This is a genomic window from Chitinophagales bacterium (genome assembly GCA_041392475.1).
In the GTDB taxonomy this organism is placed as follows: domain Bacteria; phylum Bacteroidota; class Bacteroidia; order Chitinophagales; family UBA2359; genus JAUHXA01.
Genome location: JAWKLZ010000001.1, coordinates 1,306,320 through 1,325,472, shown reverse-complemented (window position 1 = coordinate 1,325,472; position 19,153 = coordinate 1,306,320). Strand labels below are relative to the sequence as shown.

The following is a 19,153-nucleotide window of genomic DNA, read 5'->3' as shown; positions in this document are numbered from 1 at the left end:
GTTATGTTTGTGAAACATTCAAGCAAAAAAATAACAATGGCAGCAGGTATATTTATCAACCCTCTTACAGATTTTGGCTTTAAAAAACTCTTTGGGGAGGAGGTGAACAAAGATTTGTTGATAGACTTTCTGAATGAGTTGATTCCCGTCAAAAGACACACAATTGTCAATCTTACCTACCTCAAAAATGAGCATCTTTCCAACCATGAAGATGATAGAAGGGCGGTCTATGATTTGTACTGTGAGAACGAAAAAGGAGAAAAGTTCATCGTAGAAATTCAGCGTGCTAAACAAAAATTCTTCAAAGACAGAAGTATTTATTACTCCACTTTTCCGATTCAGGAACAAGCAAAAGCGGGCAACAAATGGGATTTTGAATTGAAGGCAGTTTATTCCATTGCTATTATGGACTTTACCTTTGAGGATGGCAGAAAACGACAAACGGATGAAGATGAATTGTCTTTTTTGCATACCATTCAACTGGTAGATGTGGATAGAGGAAGTATTTTTTATAATAAACTGACTTTCATTTATTTAGAAGTGCCTAAATTTGATAAGGAAGAAGATGAATTGGTGACACATTTCGACAAATGGATGTACATTTTGAAGAATCTCTATAAATTCAACAAACGCCCAAAAGCACTGCAAGAACGCATTTTTCAACGTCTTTTTGATGCAGCAGAATTGGCGAGATTTAGCAAGAAAGATAGAATTGCGTATGAAGATAATTTGAAGGCCTATCGAGATTTTATGAATGTGGTGAATACCGCCATTGAAGATAAGCTTGTGAAAGTTGCTATTGAAGCATTGAAAACAGGTTTGAGCGTTGAAGTTATCGTGCAAATAACAGGTTTACCCCTAGAAACCATTGAGGAAATAAGAAACGGAGAGTTTGATTAGCCCTTCAACTTCTCATTCTCCCGATGCCGATTCAAATCCCTGTTTGTTTTTTTCTCCAAATTTTTTCGCAAAGCATCGCTTAGGTCAACGCCCGTTTGATTCGCCAAACAAATCAACACAAACAACACATCCGCCATTTCGTCGCCCAAATCTGGTTCGGGTGCGCCCTTTTTGAAAGACTGCTCCCCATATTTTCGAGCAATGATTCGAGCCACTTCACCCACCTCTTCCGTCAGCATTGCCATGTTGGTCAACTCATTGAAGTAGCGCACACCAATTGAAGTAATCCATTCATCAACGAGCTTTTGTGCCTCTGAAATGGTAAGTTCTTGTTGCATATTTTTATCTTAAAAAAGCAAGTTCAAGAAGAATTTTAGTTTTGAACTTGCTTTTGATATTTGAGTTTTTTTACCTTCTGCTTTTTATCCCAAAAACGCCTAAAAGACTGCGGGTTAATTCCCTCGTAATCGTGCGTCCCAATTGTCGAACCATGGTGTTTTTAGACATAGATTCTATAAAACCTTCTTCCTCTTTTGCACTGCGTTTGGTAGAACTATTACCTTTTTCTGCTTCGGCTTCCTTTACTGCCATCGCTTCGGCTGCCTTCAATTTTGCGGTCAATATTTCGTAGGCACTTTCACGGTCCACTTCACGGTTGTACAAACGAGCGATGCGAGATTTGCCCACCAAAGTATCAATTTCGGCTTCGGTCAAAACATCCATGCGAGAACGAGGCGCACGCAAAAGTGTGGCGGCGAGCGGAGTAGGTCGTCCTTTTTCGTCCAAAACCGTAATAGCAGCCTCTCCAATACCCAAAGAAGTTAACATTTCATCGGTTTGGTAGTAGTCCGAAAGAGGGTAGTTTTCGGCAGTCAATTTGATGTTTTTGCGGTCTTTGGCGGTGAAAGCACGGAGCGCATGTTGCACCTTCATACCCAATTGACTCAACACTGCATCGGGAATATCCGTAGGGTTTTGGGTACAGAAAAACAAACCCACACCTTTGGAGCGAATCAACTTTACGATGCTTTCGATTTGGTCAAGTAGAGCCTTTGAAGCCTCATTAAAAATCAGGTGGGCTTCGTCAATGAATACCACCAATTTAGGTCGACCAACATCTCCTTCCTCTGGAAATTTGGCGTAAATTTCAGCCAACAAACAGAGCATGAAAGTAGAAAACAACTTGGGCTTGTCCTGCAAATCGGTCAGCCGCAAAATGGAAATCATGCCTTTGCCATCGTCGCCAATTCGCACCAAATCTTCTACTTCAAAAGAAGGCTCTCCAAAAAAATTGTCCGCTCCTTGTTGCTCCAATTCCACGGTTTTTCGCAAAATTGCTCCAGCCGATGCAGGCGCAATACTGCCATACATTTCTTGCAGTTCTTCCTTCCCATCGTTGGTCGCAAAATGCAATACCTTTTTGAAGTCTTTGAGGTCCAAAAGCGGGAGTTGGTTGTCGTCGCAGTATTTGAAGATAATCGAAACAATGCCCGATTGTGTTTCATTCAAACCCAATATTTTAGAAAACAAAATTGGTCCAAATTCTGAAACGGTTGCCCGCAATTTCACCCCTTTTTCACCTGACAAACTGAGCAACTCCACAGGAAAGGCACTGGGTTCAAAAGGAATCCCAATTTTGTCGTGACGCTCCAATATTTTGCGGTGAAAACTGCCTTCTGCTGCCAAACCACTCAAATCGCCCTTGATGTCCATCACCAAAACCGACACGCTTTCGGTAGAAAGAGCTTCGGCAATCAACTGTATGGTCTTGGTTTTGCCCGTTCCTGTTGCCCCTGCAATGAGTCCATGACGGTTGAAGGATTTCAAAGGTGCTTTGATGAGTGTTTCCTGCAATGCTTCTTCATCCAAAATAGCAGTGCCTAATACAATGTGTTCGCCTTCAAAGTGATATCCTTCTTCAATGTACTTCTTAAACGTTAGTTGTTTGTCGGTCATGATTGTTTTTTTGTCGCTGTTAATACTGTGATTCTTTGTTGATTGTGACGATTGGGAATAAATAGGTCACGTGTCCTTATTTTTCATGTCCAAAAATACTAATTTTTTTGATTGAACACAGAGAGACAGAGGCACAGAGGAGTTTTTGTGCTTGTTTGTTTTGTCGTGCTGCAAGCATCTTGTTGAAGTAGAATTACGGATTGCGAAAATGCAATTTATTCATAATCAAAAAATATCTTTTGTCTTTCTACTTATGTCTTTTGTTCAAAGTCCAAACTAATTGAAACCGTTTACAAACTCCAATGCCCGTTTGTCGGCCCATGTCAATTCACTGTTCGGCAACATAAAGCCTACATGGCCACCTTTTTTCGGAATTTCGAGATGGATGAAAGGATGTTTTTTCGCCAGTTCGATGGGATAACATTCCTTGGGAAGCAGCGGGTCGTTTGCCGCATTGAGAATCAAAGTAGGCACTGCAATGTGAACGGCGTACTGATGTGCGCTCACCTTTTGGTAAAAATCGGGGGCATCTTTGAAGCCATGCAAAGGGGCAGTATAGCGGTTGTCAAACTCATTGAAGGTGGTGATTTTGTCCAGTCCTTCTACTTCAATCAATTCGGGAAACATTTCGGCTTTGGCTTGTACTTTGCGGGCCAATTTTCGCAAGAATCGCTTTTTGTAAATCCAGTTAGAGCGTGCATGAATGGTCGGTAAACTCGCTACCAAATTGAAGGGAACCGAAATGGCAACTGCTCCTTTGATGCGTTTTGAAACCGCTTCACCTTGTTCTCCCAAGTACTTCAATGTCAGGCTTCCGCCCATGCTGAATCCAACCAATGCAATGCTGTTGTACGAAGGATTATTTTGCAGAATATGGTCGACCACAGCCTTCAAATCTTCGGTCGCTCCATGGTGGTACATTCTCGGCAAACGGTTCATTTCTCCACTGCAAGTCCTACAGTTCCAAGCCAAAGCATCCCATCCATTGCTGCTAAACGACTTGACCATGCCCTTGACATAATGGCGGTCGGAGTGTCCTTCCAAACCGTGCGATACGATTACCAATTTGTCACTGCCCGTTTTGACCCAATCCAAATCCAAAAAATCGCCATCGTCCATTTCCAAACGTTCTCGTTCATAATCAATGCCTTCTACTTTGCGGAACATACTGGGCATCATGGTTTGAAGGTGACGGTTGAACTGCCATCGGGGATGGTTGTTGTAAGAGGATTTCAGGATGTAAGGCATTTTTTTGTTTCTTTGATGTATTGGTGTTTTGTTTCTTGGATTTAACCCATAAATGCAACTTTTAGGAGATACAAATAGGGAAAAAAATAAAGAGCCAAAAGTGCATGCCTTTTAGCTCTCTAACGGATAAGAGTCCTATTTTTGTCTCGTCTAAAAGTATAAAATATGACTCAATTTAACCGCAGAACAAAGATACACAATTAGCTCTATGAAATTAGCAGGTTATAGTCAAAAAGCTCTATCCATATCGATTTGCAAACACAAATAAGTTGTAAGTCGAGAACTCAAGCGAAATTGTGATAATCGTTCATGGCATTATGATGGTGATTTAGCTCAATGAAAATATGAAACTCGCAAACGTTTAAAGTCAAAAAAAATGAACGACTTGCATAGTGTATGAACGACTTGCATAGTGTATAAATATATAGCAAGGATTATAAAAGAAATTATGCCTAGAACAGATAGTAGGAATGAATGTCAAAGTTAGAAGGAGTAGGATGCGTTGCGCATGGCAATATATTTTTAATATGTATAATAACGAGGGCGACTTGGTGATTTAGAAATAGATAATATTATTTATAATGTATTCAATTTCTATCGCATAAAGGTTATGGCAAATCATGATTCAAATACCCATACGATTAGTTCAAAAGATAGATTGTGATATGGGACAGGTTTTGTGGTTAATTATTTATGACAACGATTTTAGGCAATTATTCTCAGGTAAGGTACAGCTTAAAGTACAACATGAATAGTAGATAAGCATTTGTTAAGAACCAAAGTGGAAAATGAAAGTTAAATAGCTTATTTACAGTTGTTTAAAACAAAAAAATAATTGTATAAATATATTCCTTTTAAACATAAAAATAACTGACTGAAAAAGTGTTCATAAGATTGGATGCTAAACTTAAAAAGGTTTTATTCTGAAACCCTCCGTTTGTGAGCGGATTTATCAATAATCCGTCTTCACATTTTTATCAAAAGGTACTTTGAATTGATAAATCACATTTTCATCCAATGAGCCGTCCAATACATCCAAACCATATTGTACTTTGCGGGGGTCATCATACACCATTGTTCCGAACATTCTGTCCCAAAGTGAAAAGATGTTGCCAAAATTGGTGTCTGTCCATGGACGCTCGAAATGATGGTGGAATTTGTGCATATTTGGGGTGATGAATATCAAGCTCATGGGTTTGTCTATCCAAATAGGCACAGTGATATTGGCGTGAGAAAGGTAGGTGAAAAATACGGTAGCGATGCGGTAAAAAACATAAAACGCCAAGGGAATACCAAACACCAAAATGGTAGCCAAAGAAAATATTTCACGCACCAAATAATCACCAGGATGGTGTCGAGTGCCTGTTGTAGCATCTACTTTGGTATCACTGTGGTGTACCATGTGAAATTTCCACATCCATTTGACCCGATGAAGCAGGTAATGTGCAAACCATTGTGCTACCAAATCGAGTGCCATCACTGCAAAAAGTAATTCTACCCAAGTAGGCAGTTCGACTATATTCAACAAGCCAAAGTTGGTATTGCCAATCCATAGAAAAATTCCTACTGTTGCTAATCCAAACAAGGCATTAATAATCAGAGAAGTAGTCAAAAATATGAGGTTCACCCCAGCATGTTTCCACTTTTTATAATTGAATTTTATCAATGGAACCGCTCCTTCTGCAATCCAGCTGATAATCAGGCAGGTAAAAACCCATACTAATTTTTGCCAATTGGGCATTTGTTCAAAAAAATGTACCAAAGCTTCCATAGTGAATTGTATTTCTATTTAATATAAATTTCCAATGTTATCTCTTATACTTACTTCAACAAGTCTAAATGCGAATTGTCGCAAAAAGGTCCTTTCTTGGTGATTTTGCAGTTACACAACTTTACCTGTCCTGTTTTTTTGGCTTCAAAAAGCAGAGGTTTGAATTTAGAACCGTGGTGCATGCCATCGCAGAAAGGCTGATTTTGGCTTTTGCCGCATTGACACCAAAGGTATTTTTCACCCTTCTCCAATTCTACATAAATAGGTTCAGGAGTAGCAGTTTTGTTTTTTTGAAAACCTCTCGATATTTCACTTTTTGGATCCTCCGCCGCTACCAATGGATACAAATATGCCGCTGACCAGTGTTCTTTTGGATCATTTAAAATACCATATTCCTCAGGAAATTGACGGGTAAACTTTGCAGTACCAAACAGCTGGTCCCAAATTGAAAACATATTGCCAAAGTTGCCATTTGGGTCACTAATGCTATCCCGCATAGATTTACCGTGGTGGGCATGGTGAAAAGCAGGAGTAATAATGATGCGCTCTAAAATAGTGGTCAAAGGATTGAAGAACTTGTATTTATACAAAAAGCTATCCCATTTAATGGTGCTATGCGAACCAATGATGACTATTTGCTTCAAAATCAAACCAAGTGCTACGCCTTTTCCTCCTCCCAAGAAGGTGACAATTCCTATCCACCAGATATTGGGCATAATTAGGTAATAAAGGGCAGCATTTCGATAGGAAATGAAAAAACCCATTTCTTCTGCTTGATGATGCGGACGGTGCAATTTCCACAAAAATTCGTATTCATGCGCCGAACGGTGGTACCAATATTGCAGCAAATCATCAATGAACAAGTAGAAAGGTAACATCGCCCATATACTCCAATGTGAAATAATTCCTTGATATTGACTAAGCAAAGCACTGCCAAGTCCAAGCACCGTTAGAACAATGAGGGGTTTGATGGCTACCGAAAGCATGAAAAAACCACCTGCCTCTTGTATCCAATCATTCGACGTTCGATTGGTGCGGTGTAAGTAACCCGCCATCATTTCCATGAGTCCAAAAATTACCAGAATTCCCAGAATAATGTAAACATCAAGGTTAGGAATTCCAAAAAGTGTATTGTCCATAAGACTACGATTTTATTTTTAGTGAAGTGGTAAAAATGGAAGTGTGGTAAAATTACGACATCGAAAGATAAAAAAAATATACATAAGTTAACTATTCATCGTCTTTTTTCTTTTTATGATGCGAGAAAGCGAATTTGGTGTGATGCCAAGATAGTTTGCAATGTGTTTGTTAAAAGCTTTTTGAAAAAAAGTAGGTTTTTTTTCAAGCAGTTCGTCGTATCTTTCTTCGGGTAATTTGTCAATCAGTGATTCAACTCTAAAAATTAATGTTTGCAAGTTTTCTTCTAATGCATCAATATAGACCTTGGATATTTTTGGATACTTATCCATCAAAACTTCAAAATCACGAAAGGAAAAAAACAACACATCTGTTTCGAGTATGGCTTCAAAAGTATATTTGGTAGGTTTATTGGTGAACAATGTATCAGGTGCGCCTGTCATCGTATGTTCTGGCCTCAAAAAAACATTGATTTCCTGTCCTTTCTGATTAATGTAATAGCCTCTTACCATGCCTTTTAAAATAAAAAAAATCTTTGGTGAATTGTGTCCAGCTTCAATCAATTTTGTTTTATTCTTCAATTTTTGAAAAGTGCTAATCTGCAAGAAATGGTCTAATTCTAAGCCAGCCAAAAATGGATAAACCTTGCTCAATATGAATTTGATTTGCTCTCTATTCATCTTATTGTTTCGTTTTAGGAATTCAAATATACCATTAAGGCATAAAATTTGCTCAAAAAACCATTAGAACATCGGTTCAAGTTTTGAAGCCCATTCAAAGAAACCATTTGAAACATTCCATATAGTCAAGCCTTATTTTTTTTACTGCCCACTTTACATTCAAAAAATTTGCATCTTTCTATGAAAATGCATATCTTACAATTTTGTGACAAAAATAAAATTGCATAAAAAAATAAAATTTGCATAGTATTAACATTCAGATTTTTATAAGTTAAAATTTATTAGCTTTACTCTCCTCCCAATCAATACATTGTAATCCCCAATTCATTTTGTAGTAATTTTTTTGTTGAACCCCCATTTTTTTCTTTGGATTGTTATCCAAAATTTCCACCCCAATCTCAATTTTAACCCTAAAAGCGTAAGCAAATGAAAAGATTATTGCTACTCTTAATGGTGGTTTGCGGTGGATTATTCAATGTTATTCAGGCCCAAATTACCTTTCAAAGTGCCTTTGGCACAAGCAATGTGGGGAACAATATTCCCTACGATATAGCACCTACAAATGATGGTGGATTCATTCTCACAGGCTTTTCATCCGCAGGAACGAATCTTTTTCAATCCGTATTATTGTCCAAAACCAATGATATGGGTGTACCTCAATGGACCAAAATCTTTGGAGGAAGCAATTTTGAAGTAGGCAATGCCATCGCACAAACCCCTGACAATGGATATATTATTGCAGGGCGAAGCCTAAGTTTTGGAGGAGCATTTGAGGATGCCTTTCTCACCAAAACCGATGCAATGGGAAATTTGCAGTGGACAAAAGCCTATGGAGGCAGCCACACCGATATGGCAAATTCGGTTTTTCCGACCAGTGATGGCGGTTATACTTTTATTGGTGAAAGCCGAAGCTTCAGTCCAAACAATGATATATCAGAAGTATTTATCGTGCATACCTCTTCAACGGGTGATATCGTTTGGTCTAAAACCCACAGCCTCACCTTCAATATAAGCCGTGTTTCAGGCATTGCACTTCCCAATGGCGGATATGCTTTTACGGGTATGGCGCAATTTGTAACTGCCAAGATGACACAAGAGGTATCTAAAGACGTAGAAATAGAGGCGATGAAGGAAAAAACGTGGCTAAAGAATGTAGGCAATGCGGGAGGAGATTTTTTGCACACGGGGATTATCTTGGTAGAATTAGATGCGAATGGCAATATTGTGACCGAAAAACTATTCACTGTTTTGGATAACAACACAGATTGTTTCGGTACATCCATTGTTCGCACACAAGATGGGGGCTATTTTATTGGCGGATACACCATCCAACCCTCATCCACAGGCTTCAATTATTACGCTACGGCAATGAAAACCAACGGAAATGGTGATGTAGAATGGACGAAAAATTTTCAAACCTTCGACAGTTTTTTTAATGTATCGTGCAATCAAGTTCCCAATACCAATTTTACCTTAACCGTCACCAACAGCATCGTTCCTGGCACAAATAGCCGAATTGCCAACTACTTTATGAACCCAAGCGGAACATTGATAGAAGCACATGAATACGGCAACGATGGACTCAATGCACCGAGAGCAGTCATTCCCAACAGCACAGGAGTTTTGATAGCAGGTCAATCCAATGGTTTCGGTGGAAGCTCAAGTTTCAATCCCTTAGATACTTATTTGATTCAAACAGATGGTTTTGGTGCAAGCGGCTGCAATGATACCCCTTTTACCCCTCAACAAGGCACTTTCACCTATTCTCTTTTGATTCCCACTTTCACTACCGAAACCAACGGAACCAGCCATGTTCCAACCGTTCAAACAGAAAACCTAACACCAGAGAATAACCCCTTATGTTCTTTTACTCCCCCAGTGACAGCCACCATTGAAGGATTTGTATGGTGGGACAGAAACAAAGATGGCATTCAGCAGCCTAACGAAGGAGGAATCGGCAATGTCAATGTCAATTTGCACAACGCAACCAATTTTTCATTGATTGCCAATACCTTTACCGAATCAGATGGAACATATACCTTCGAAGTCACTAACACTACACTCGACTATTATGTAGTATTTGGAACAGCGCCATTATTTACCTCCACTACTGCCAACGCAGGTAGCAACCAGGGCTTGAACAGCGACGTTACGAACAGCATCACAGCAGGTTCGTCAAACATATTCAGTATTGAAGCCGATGAAACCGTTGAAATGGATGCAGGATTGTTGGGCACAGGTACTATCAGTGGTTTTGTATGGAAAGACGACAATGGGGACGGACTTTTTGCAGGAGAAACAAGGGTCAATGGAGTAGATATATTGCTGACCTTCAACAACAACGCTTTTGTGAATATCCCTTTCACCACCACTACTCAAAACGATGGTTTCTATACCTTCGACAATTTGTTGGTCGGTGAAGCCGTCATTGAAGTAACAGACATTCAAGGCTCAATCGTTGATGGAGGTGTTTTGACGACTGCAAACAACCCGACCAATCCCTTCAATATCAATATGAACCAGTTGAACATTGAAAATGTAAACTTTGGCTTTCAAGTACCTGTCTGCAATATTGAAATCTTGAGTGTCACACCAACAGCCTGTAATCCAGACAACAATACCTATACTTTGGATGTAACTGTTGCTTATCAAAATGCGCCAAGCGGTAACATCCTTCTCACCGTTTTGGGTAAAAACACCACTTTTACAGCAGACGGTAGTGGCCAACAAACCTTTACCATAAATCAACTCAATGCCAATGGTTTTCAGAATGTAGGTGTAAGTGCAAGTTTTGCAGCCAATCCTGATTGCAGCGACAATTTAGGTGCAACCTACAATGCCCCAGCTTCTTGCAATGTGGATTGTATGATTGATATAACCAACATAAACGTAAGCGATTGCAACCTTTCAACGAATACTTACAGTGTAGAAGTGACGGTAGCTTATGAAGGCGAGCCAACAGGGGGTATCAACCTCACGATTCTCGGAAATACAACGACTTTTACAACGGATGGTAGTGGTCAACAAACCTTCGCCATCAACCAACTCGATGCCAATGGTTTTCAAAACATAGGTGTGAGTGCAAGTTTTGTGAACGATCCAGACTGCAAGGACAATTTAGGCGCAACCTACAATGCCCCTACCGCTTGTGATGTGAATTGTGCGATTGAAGTCACTGGCATAAATGTAGGCGATTGCAACCCTGCAACGAATACCTACAATTTGGCGGTTTCGGTTACGTATCAAGATGCGCCGAATGGCAATTTGAACATTGAAGTAGGCGGGACGACTTACCCTTTCAATCCAAATGGCAGTGGACAAGAAACCTTCAATATTGGATTGACTGCCAATGGACTGCAAAATGTGGGCGTGAGTGCCAGTTTTGCCAATGAAGCTAATTGCAGCGATGAAACGGGCGTGACTTTTGACGCACCTGTTGCTTGTAGTGCGGAATGTTCCATTGAAGTGACCGATGTAAGTGTTGGAAATTGCAATCCTTCAATCAATAGTTATCAATTGGATGTCACTGTTGAATACGAAGATGCGCCAAATGGTGTATTAAACATTGAAGTGCTGGGAACAACTTTTTCTTTCACCCCTGATGGGAGCGGCAAAGAGGGATTTTCTATCATTCTTCCAACTTCCGAAGCCGAAAATGTGGATGTAACGGCTGCTTTTGCGGCAAGTCCAAATTGTAGTAGCACACTCGCCAACGCCTACGACGAACCTGCTTCTTGTGTGCCACAATGCAATATTGACATCACCAATATTTCGGTCAGTGACTGCAATGAAGACACCAATACTTATATTCTTGAAGTGACAGTAACTTACGACAATTCTCCAGAAGGGAACATTGTTGTGAGTTTGTTGGGCGATGATTACAGCATTCCGTCCAATGGCAGCGGAGAAGAAACGTATAGCATAGAATTGCCAGCCATTGGCATTCAAAATGTGGTAGTTACGGCTACTTTTGACGACCAACCCAATTGCAGCGCAACGCTCGTCAATGCCTACGATGAACCCGAACCTTGTGTCAATGATTGCCCTTCAAGTGCGACCGCAACAGCCAGCAAAACCGAAGTTTGTAGCGGTGAAACGATTAGCTTAAAAGCGGTCATCAACAATTTGAATTTTGTTTTGGTATGGACAGATGAAAATGGTGAAACATTTGACCACTACAATGTGCTGTTGACCAATGAAACCTGTGCGCCTATTGTTCGCACCTTCACTGCAATGGTGACATGCACCACCAATTCGAGCATAAAATTTATTGACTCAATTGACATCACAGTTTATCCAACAGACATCAGTGCCTTCATCACACCCGTTGCGGGGGGATGTATGGGAACAGTCAGCCTTGACCCAAGTTGTGGCGGCAATGTGACTGTCAAACCTTTTGAAGCAGAAGCAGGTGATTCGGGTATCGGTTTTGTGATTCTCAATTGGGTAGGGGGCGGAGATTGTATTAACAAACTCACTATTCCTGTTCCTTATGACTGTGTAGCGTTGATAGATGCGGTCAATGATAATTTAGGAACATTCCCTGTTGGTCAATCGGTGACATTTGCTGATAGTCAGATTTTGAGCAATGATACGGGGAATAATATTTCTATTGCAGAAATATGTGCATCTTCTGCAAAAGGAGGTACAATTACCGACAATGGCAACGGCACTTATACCTATACACCTCCTTCTCCAAACTTTATAGGCACGGATTCTTTTTGCTACACGATTACGGACAACAACGGCAACATAGACGAAGCTACGGTAAGCTTGGCTTATGGAGATGTGAAATTTTCGGCAGACATCACCTATACCTGTGATACAGACGAAGGCACTTATACCTTGATTCTCACCATTCAAGGAAGCGACACTTATTTTGTAGAAGTGGTATTTCCAGAAGTTCAGAATCCCATCACTATGCCGCAAGGCGTGGTCGGACTTGGGCCATTTGCCATTCAACATCCTAATTATTCGGTGAAAATTACCCAAATCAATACGGGTGGTTCTATCACACTGGATGGGGTGGTGATAGATTGTATCACTCTGCCAATTGAGTTGGTAAGCTTTGAAGGAGAGGTTTTGCAGGACGGAAACCTGTTGAAGTGGGTAACAGCGAGCGAGGTAAACAATGATTTTTTCAGCCTTGAACGCTCTATTGAAGGAACGTATTTTGAAACCATTCACACACAAGATGGAGCAGGTACAACTTCTCTTACAATGACTTATGATTATTTGGATAGAACTGCGCCCAACGGCATCAGTTATTACCGTTTGCAGCAAACAGACTTCGATGGCAGCAGCTCGACTTCAAAGGTAATTGCATTGCAGCGAGGAGAAAGTGAAGGCGGGTTTGACATTGTAAGTGTCACTCCATTAGGGAATTTTCTGCATACAGCAGTGGGTTTTCAAGTACCAAAAGTGGGAAATGTGGAGGTCAAACTTTTTGATGTCAGTGCAAGACTCGTATATAGTACGAGTATAGAAGCGATGGAAGGCTTTAATGTTTTGCAGATGAACACTGAAAGTTATTCACAAGGCATTTATTTGCTGCAATTGCGGTATGGTGAAGAAATGAGAACAGTCAAGATTTTAAGATAAAAAAATATAAAATTTATTAACATCATAAACTTCTATAACAAATTACAACCATGAAAAAATTATTATTGTTATTGGTATGCACCTTATGGATGGGTGCAAATATGAATGCCCAATGTCCAAGCTCAGTCACGGCAACTGCCAATGTATCACAAGCTTGTAGTGGTGACTACATCAAGTTGACTGCAAGTGTGAACCAAGGAGAGGCAACCTATACTTGGACTACAGAGGTAGGGAATCCAGTTACTACTCCAGACAATTGGTTCATTGCCAATAAGTCATGCAGAGCAATTGTGCAAACTTTCACCGTCATCGCAACTTGTGTGTCTGATCCAAGTGTGAAAGTGAAAAGTCAAGTAAGTGTAACCACTTATCCTGATAACATCAGTGCATATATCACTCCATTACCCGGTGGCTGTACGGCTACGGTGTCTATTGATCCTGCTTGTGTAGGTACGGTTCAAGCAGGTTCTTTCACGGCTGAAGCAGGTCAATCTGGCACGGCGGATATTTATATAGATTGGATTGGTGGAGGAAATTGTGTTAGTGATTTCACTGTGCCTGTAGCCTACAACTGCACGACTGGCGGCGGTGGTGGTGGCGGCGGTGTAGGCCCTACTGTTGCTTTGGATGACAATATTGGAGTCTATCCACAAGGTACTTCTGTAGATTTTACTGGTGGTTTCTTGATGACCAATGATTTGGGACAAAATCTTAGCATAGTGAATGTTTGCAGCACTTCTGCAAATGGTGGAACGATTGTAAACAATGGAAATGGCAATTATACCTACATTCCGAATCCGAATTTTACTGGATTGGATTCTTTCTGTTATTCTATCACAGGTGCAGATGGAACGACTTCAGAAGCAACGGTTTTTGTATTCCTTACACCTGGTCAAGGGTCTGGCGTAAATGCGGTAGATGACAATTTGGGAACTCAAAATGCGGGTGTTTCAGTGACATTCACATCTACTTTCCTATTAAACAATGATACAGGAGATGGAATTTTTGTATCGAATGTATGTGCTACTTCGGTAAATGGAGGAACAATTGTGAACAATGGTGATGGTACTTATACTTATACGCCTCCTTCTTCAACTTTTACTGGACCAGATTCTTTCTGCTATGCAATCAACAGTCCAACTGGATTAGATGATGTAGCAACTATATTTATTACCTACAATGAAATCATTCAAACAGAGATTACCATCTTGAATGACAACATCGGCACACATCCTGCGGGAACCAGTGTTACGTTTTCGGGAGGATTTTTGTTGAGCAATGACAGTGGAACAGGAATTTTTGTGAGCAATGTTTGCAGTCCTTCTGATGCAGGCGCAACGATCACCGACAATGGCAATGGTACTTATACCTACACACCAGTAAATGCGGATTATGTGGGAACGGATGCTTTTTGCTATTCGATTACGGATGTGAATGGCAATACTGCACAAGCGATTGTTTTTGTGACGTTCACAAGCCAAGGCGCAGTAGTAGATGCCAATGATGACAATTTGGGAACTTTTGGGTCTGGAACCAGCACGACTTTCACAGGCGCACAATTATTGGGCAATGATTCTGGTACAGGTATCACCGTTCTTTCTGTTTGTGCTACTACAACCGCAGGTGGCACGATTACGGACAATGGAAATGGTACTTACACCTATACGCCTCCATTTGCAGGATTTACAGGCACAGATTCATTCTGCTATACAATTACAGATGGAGCAGGTAATACCGATACCGCAACGATTACGATTAGTTTTGTTCAGATGGCCGCCCTCAATGCAGTGAACGATGATTTGGGGTCTTATGCTTTGGGTGAGTCTGTTCCTTTCACTGTTGGAGAAATATTGGCAAATGACACTGGCACAGAAATTTTTGTACTCAGTGTTTGCAGTACTTCAAATGCAGGCGGAACAATTACGAACAATGGAAACGGCAATTATACCTACAATCCACCAGCAAATTTCCAACCTGGTGATGCAGATTCTTTTTGTTACACGATTCAAGATGCGCTTGGCAATACAGATGAGGCTTCTATTATTTTGTCTTATGTAGATGTGAAATTCACCGCTGAGGTGAATGTGAACTGCAATGAAGATGCTGGAACTTTTACGCTGATTGTATCGATTCAAAGTGAGTTTGATGATTTCACGGTAGAAGTGATTGAGCCGACTCCACAAGCACCTGTAAATACCATCTTAAATTTTGCAGAATTGGGGCCATTCCAAGGTGGACAAAGTGTGCCTTACCGCATCAAAATCACCCAAAAAAGCACAGGTGGAACCCGTATTTTGACAGGAGTGGTGACAGATTGTGCCTCTAATCAGGGTTTTGAAGCAGATGCTGTGGTTGTTTGTAATGACAATGGTACTTTCAATTTGATTGTTAGCATTCAGGGTGATAGTCCTCAGTTTCAGATTGAGGTGATTGAACCTTCTCCATTAGCTCCGTTTACAACTATTTTAGATGTAATACAATTGGGCCCTTTTGCTTCAGGTGAAGCGGTTCCTTACAATATCAAAGTTACGGATCTAAACACAGGTAATTTCCTATTTCTATCTGGATTGGTTTTGGATTGTGTGACCTTACCTGTTGAATTGTTAGACTTTTCGGGAGAGGTTCAAGAAAAAGGCAATCTCATTAGCTGGGTAACGGCTACGGAACTCAACAATGATTATTTTATTTTGGAGCGTTCTGAAGATGGTGTTTTCTTTGAAAGTATTGCTGTTTTGGACGGTCACGGAAATAGTGCAGATATGCAGCTTTACACGTATATGGACAGGAAAGCCCCTTCTGGAATCAGTTATTATCGCTTGCTTCAAACGGACTTTGATGGTACAACAAGCATTGCAGGAGTAATTAGTTTGAAACGTTCTGAAGTGATTTTTGACATTATTGCAGTGACTCCAATCGGCAATTTGCATGAATACACGATTGGTTTTTCATCAGACAATAATTCTCCTGTGATGATTCAATTGTTCAATCTTTCGGGTCAATTGGTTCACAACGAAATGCTTACTCCAAATGAAGGTGTGAATTACTTTTCAATGGATTTGAGTGTGCAAGCACAAGGATTGTACTTGCTGCGCTTACAGCAGGGAGCAGACTTCAAAGTGGTGAAGTTGATACGATAATTTTTTTGAAGGTGGACAGTTGATGTTTACACAACTGACAATCTGCTAAATAGAGGAAACCTTCAATACTCATGGATTTGAGTATTGAAGGTTTTTTGTTTTGCATCCAAGGCAAATTTTTAATCTATTTGAATTGTACGCAATTAGGCAAAAGCCATCAGGTATATGATTTTCAATAAATTGCTGAATTAGAACGCTCTCGTCTTTTGTTTTTCGTCTAAATTCTTATGTCTTGACACTTAGATTCTCAATTTGATATTTCAAACCACTTGATTAAGAAGTAGTTTTTTAATTTTAATTTCTATCTTAATTTTCATTCATTCCTTACCTTTGCAGCAAACCTCATTTTTTGAATGAACCTTTTGTTGCAAATATTTTTTTGGTTGGCTGTATCGGCTCTTTTTCACTCCTATTTGTTGTATCCTTTGCTATTGCGTTGGTTTACAAGAGAAAAAAACAACAACCAAGATACTTATAGCATAAATGCAAAAAACGCATTGCCGAGATTGTTCGTTTTGATGGCAGCTTATAATGAGGAAAAAGTGATGGGAGAAAAGCTGCAAAGCATTTTTGAGAGTGCTTATCCTATGCACAAATTGGAGGTTTGGATTGGTTCAGATAATTCTACGGATGCAACGAATGACATTATTAAACAATATGCCCAGCAATACGACAATTTACAGTGGTATAATTTTGAAGGTAGAAGCGGTAAAATTAGGATTATCAACAAACTGTATGGTTTTATTGCTTCAAAATTGCAGCCTGATGATGTATTGATTCTCACCGATGCCAATGTTTTTTTTACTCCGTCAATGTTGTATGAACTTGCCAAACACTACAAAAACTCGAAAATGGGTGTGGTGGCCGCCAATATTTTGAACTTAGAGGTCAAAGAAGCGGGAATTTCGGTACAGGAAAAATGGTATATTCAGCGTGAAAACAGTGTAAAATATTTAGAAGGAGTTTGGGGCGGCTGTATGATGGGCGCATTTGGAGCCGCTTATGCTTTGAGAGCCAAGTACTTTGAAGCTGTCCCTGAAAATTTCATTGTCGATGATTTTTACCTCACACTCAAGGCTATCGAAAAAGGCGGATTGTCTATCAAAGAACCTAATGCAGTTTGTTATGAAGATGTGTCGGACGATATTTTTGAAGAATTTCGCCGCAAAAAACGCATCTCATCAGGTAATTTTCAAAACTTACGCACATTTTTACACCTGACTTATCCGAATCAAGGTAAAGTAGCTTTTTGTTTTTGGTCACACAAAGTATTGCGATGGTTAGGACCTTTTTTCATGCTTATAGCATTGTTTAGCAGTGGATTACTGGCATTTCAAAACCATTTTTATGCCCTGCTGTTATGCCTACAAATAATATTGTATGGTATTCCTCTATTGGATTACCTATTGAAGAAAATTAATATTCATTTCAAAATATTGCGGTTCATCTCTTATTTTCAGTTGATGAATGTCGCACTCTTACTTGGTTTTTTTAACTACCTAAAAGGAATAAAAAGTAATGTCTGGAAACCTACCAAACGAAACTAAAGAATACACACTCAACACAATTGAGGAAGCCATAGCCGATATAAAAGCAGGCAAGTTGGTGATTGTAGTCGATGATGAAGACCGTGAAAATGAGGGTGATTTCATCACGGCTGCTCGAAATGTAACGCCAGAAATCATTAATTTCATGGCAACGTATGGGCGTGGATTGATTTGTGCGCCTTTGCTCGAAGATCGTTGTGAAGAACTGCAATTGCAGATGATGGTGCAGAACAACACAACTTCACATGGTACACCTTTTACGGTTTCAATAGATTTAATCGGAAATGGCTGTACAACAGGTATTTCTGCAACAGATAGAGCCAAAACGGTACAGGCATTGATTGACCCAAAAACGAAACCTGAGGAATTGGGTAAACCTGGCCATATTTTTCCATTGAAGGCAAAAAGAGGCGGAGTGCTTCGACGAGCTGGACATACCGAAGCAACGATTGATTTGGCGAGGTTGGCAGGTTTTGAGCCTGCAGGGGTTTTGGTCGAAATCATGAACCCCGATGGCTCGATGTCAAGGATGCCTGACTTGATAGAAATTGCGAAGCGATTTGATCTGAAAATCATTTCGATTGAAGATTTGATTGCCTATCGTTTGGTAAAAGAACGTCTAATCAAACGGGAAGTACATTCTCAGATAAATACACTATACGGAAAGTTTGACTTAATTGTATTCACTGAAAAGGAAGAATCCGACAATATGCACCTTGCGTTTGTGAAAGGTAGTTGGCAGCCCGATGAAGCGGTTTTGTTGCGAATCCATTCTTCTGCTTTGGGGAAAAATATTCTGGATTCACTACAATATGGTTCGGAAAGTCCATTGCATCTTGCGATGAAACGAGTGGCAGAAGAAGGTAAGGGGTTGGTACTCTATATGAATCACAAAAGCGTGGAAACGGATTTTCTTCACTTTTTGAAAAGTCAATCAGAAGATGATACACATGAACAAACACCCTCAAAAGCATCTTTGGGGCAACGTGATTATGGTATTGGAGCGCAGATTCTCAGAGATTTGAATGTGCATAAAATGCGCTTTCTGACCAATAGCCCAAAGCGTCGTATTGGCTTGATTGGATATGGCTTAGAGATTGTAGAAAACGTGCCTTTGGGTGGTAAGTCTAATGGCGATGGGGGAGATAGCCCTAAGGTGGCGTAGGAAATAATAGT

The 19,153-nt window shown here is 40.1% G+C and carries 11 protein-coding genes; 5 read left to right on the top strand and 6 right to left on the bottom strand.

Translation table 11 applies throughout. The features are described 5' to 3' along the window. The first annotated feature begins 36 nt into the window (after positions 1-36). A complete protein-coding gene (locus tag R3E32_04810) occupies positions 37-900 on the top strand; it encodes an Rpn family recombination-promoting nuclease/putative transposase (GenBank protein ID MEZ4884042.1) in 864 nt (287 codons plus the stop codon). On the opposite strand, the gene R3E32_04805 is transcribed toward R3E32_04810, so the two are convergent. The 6 genes from R3E32_04805 to R3E32_04780 all read right to left on the bottom strand — a co-directional run bounded on the left by R3E32_04805 (position 897) and on the right by R3E32_04780 (position 7,692). Next, positions 897-1,238, bottom strand: coding sequence for a nucleotide pyrophosphohydrolase (locus R3E32_04805; protein MEZ4884041.1), 342 nt, complete (start codon positions 1,236-1,238; stop codon positions 897-899). The two genes, R3E32_04810 and R3E32_04805, sit on opposite strands and share 4 nt — an antisense overlap. Positions 1,239-1,308: 70 nt before the next feature. Next, the gene (locus tag R3E32_04800; protein ID MEZ4884040.1) at positions 1,309-2,856 is read right to left on the bottom strand and encodes a helicase HerA-like domain-containing protein; all 1,548 of its coding nucleotides are present in this window, start codon (positions 2,854-2,856) and stop codon (positions 1,309-1,311) included. Between the two features lie 276 nt (positions 2,857-3,132). Next, complete coding sequence (locus tag R3E32_04795; protein MEZ4884039.1) at positions 3,133-4,104, bottom strand: alpha/beta fold hydrolase; 972 nt, start codon at positions 4,102-4,104, stop codon at positions 3,133-3,135. 952 nt (positions 4,105-5,056) lie between these two features. Next, positions 5,057-5,875: a sterol desaturase family protein gene (locus tag R3E32_04790; GenBank protein MEZ4884038.1), complete on the bottom strand. Its 819-nt coding sequence runs from the start codon at positions 5,873-5,875 to the stop codon at positions 5,057-5,059. A gap of 50 nt (positions 5,876-5,925) precedes the next feature. Next, positions 5,926-7,014, bottom strand: coding sequence for a sterol desaturase family protein (locus R3E32_04785; GenBank protein ID MEZ4884037.1), 1,089 nt, complete (start codon positions 7,012-7,014; stop codon positions 5,926-5,928). An 87-nt stretch (positions 7,015-7,101) separates the two neighbouring features. Beyond that, the gene (locus R3E32_04780) at positions 7,102-7,692 is read right to left on the bottom strand and encodes a Crp/Fnr family transcriptional regulator (protein ID MEZ4884036.1); all 591 of its coding nucleotides are present in this window, start codon (positions 7,690-7,692) and stop codon (positions 7,102-7,104) included. A 426-nt stretch (positions 7,693-8,118) separates the two neighbouring features. On the opposite strand from R3E32_04780, the gene R3E32_04775 reads away from it, so the two are divergent. The 4 genes from R3E32_04775 to ribB all read left to right on the top strand — a co-directional run bounded on the left by R3E32_04775 (position 8,119) and on the right by ribB (position 19,142). Beyond that, complete coding sequence (locus tag R3E32_04775) at positions 8,119-13,293, top strand: SdrD B-like domain-containing protein (protein ID MEZ4884035.1); 5,175 nt, start codon at positions 8,119-8,121, stop codon at positions 13,291-13,293. Positions 13,294-13,343: 50 nt separating this feature from the next. Beyond that, positions 13,344-16,430: a cadherin-like domain-containing protein gene (locus tag R3E32_04770; protein ID MEZ4884034.1), complete on the top strand. Its 3,087-nt coding sequence runs from the start codon at positions 13,344-13,346 to the stop codon at positions 16,428-16,430. A 353-nt stretch (positions 16,431-16,783) separates the two neighbouring features. After that, positions 16,784-17,977 carry a glycosyltransferase gene (locus R3E32_04765; GenBank protein ID MEZ4884033.1) on the top strand — a complete coding sequence of 398 codons (1,194 nt, stop codon included), beginning with the start codon at positions 16,784-16,786 and terminating at the stop codon, positions 17,975-17,977. Beyond that, positions 17,949-19,142, top strand: a complete 1,194-nt coding sequence (gene ribB / locus R3E32_04760) for a 3,4-dihydroxy-2-butanone-4-phosphate synthase (protein MEZ4884032.1) — start codon at positions 17,949-17,951, stop codon at positions 19,140-19,142. Before R3E32_04765 ends, ribB begins: the two co-directional genes overlap by 29 nt. The last annotated feature ends 11 nt before the right edge of the window (positions 19,143-19,153 follow it).

Bases quoted from the DNA above. Each gene is read 5' to 3' on its own strand.
- R3E32_04810 (MEZ4884042.1), top strand. From the start codon at position 37: ATGGCAGCAGGTATATTTATCAACCCTCTTACAGATTTTGGCTTTAAA.
- R3E32_04790 (MEZ4884038.1), bottom strand. From the start codon at position 5,875: ATGGAAGCTTTGGTACATTTTTTTGAACAAATGCCCAATTGGCAAAAA.
- R3E32_04795 (MEZ4884039.1), bottom strand. From the start codon at position 4,104: ATGCCTTACATCCTGAAATCCTCTTACAACAACCATCCCCGATGGCAG.
- R3E32_04800 (MEZ4884040.1), bottom strand. From the start codon at position 2,856: ATGACCGACAAACAACTAACGTTTAAGAAGTACATTGAAGAAGGATAT.
- ribB (MEZ4884032.1), top strand. From the start codon at position 17,949: ATGTCTGGAAACCTACCAAACGAAACTAAAGAATACACACTCAACACA.
- R3E32_04775 (MEZ4884035.1), top strand. From the start codon at position 8,119: ATGAAAAGATTATTGCTACTCTTAATGGTGGTTTGCGGTGGATTATTC.
- R3E32_04785 (MEZ4884037.1), bottom strand. From the start codon at position 7,014: ATGGACAATACACTTTTTGGAATTCCTAACCTTGATGTTTACATTATT.
- R3E32_04770 (MEZ4884034.1), top strand. From the start codon at position 13,344: ATGAAAAAATTATTATTGTTATTGGTATGCACCTTATGGATGGGTGCA.
- R3E32_04765 (MEZ4884033.1), top strand. From the start codon at position 16,784: ATGAACCTTTTGTTGCAAATATTTTTTTGGTTGGCTGTATCGGCTCTT.
- R3E32_04780 (MEZ4884036.1), bottom strand. From the start codon at position 7,692: ATGAATAGAGAGCAAATCAAATTCATATTGAGCAAGGTTTATCCATTT.
- R3E32_04805 (MEZ4884041.1), bottom strand. From the start codon at position 1,238: ATGCAACAAGAACTTACCATTTCAGAGGCACAAAAGCTCGTTGATGAA.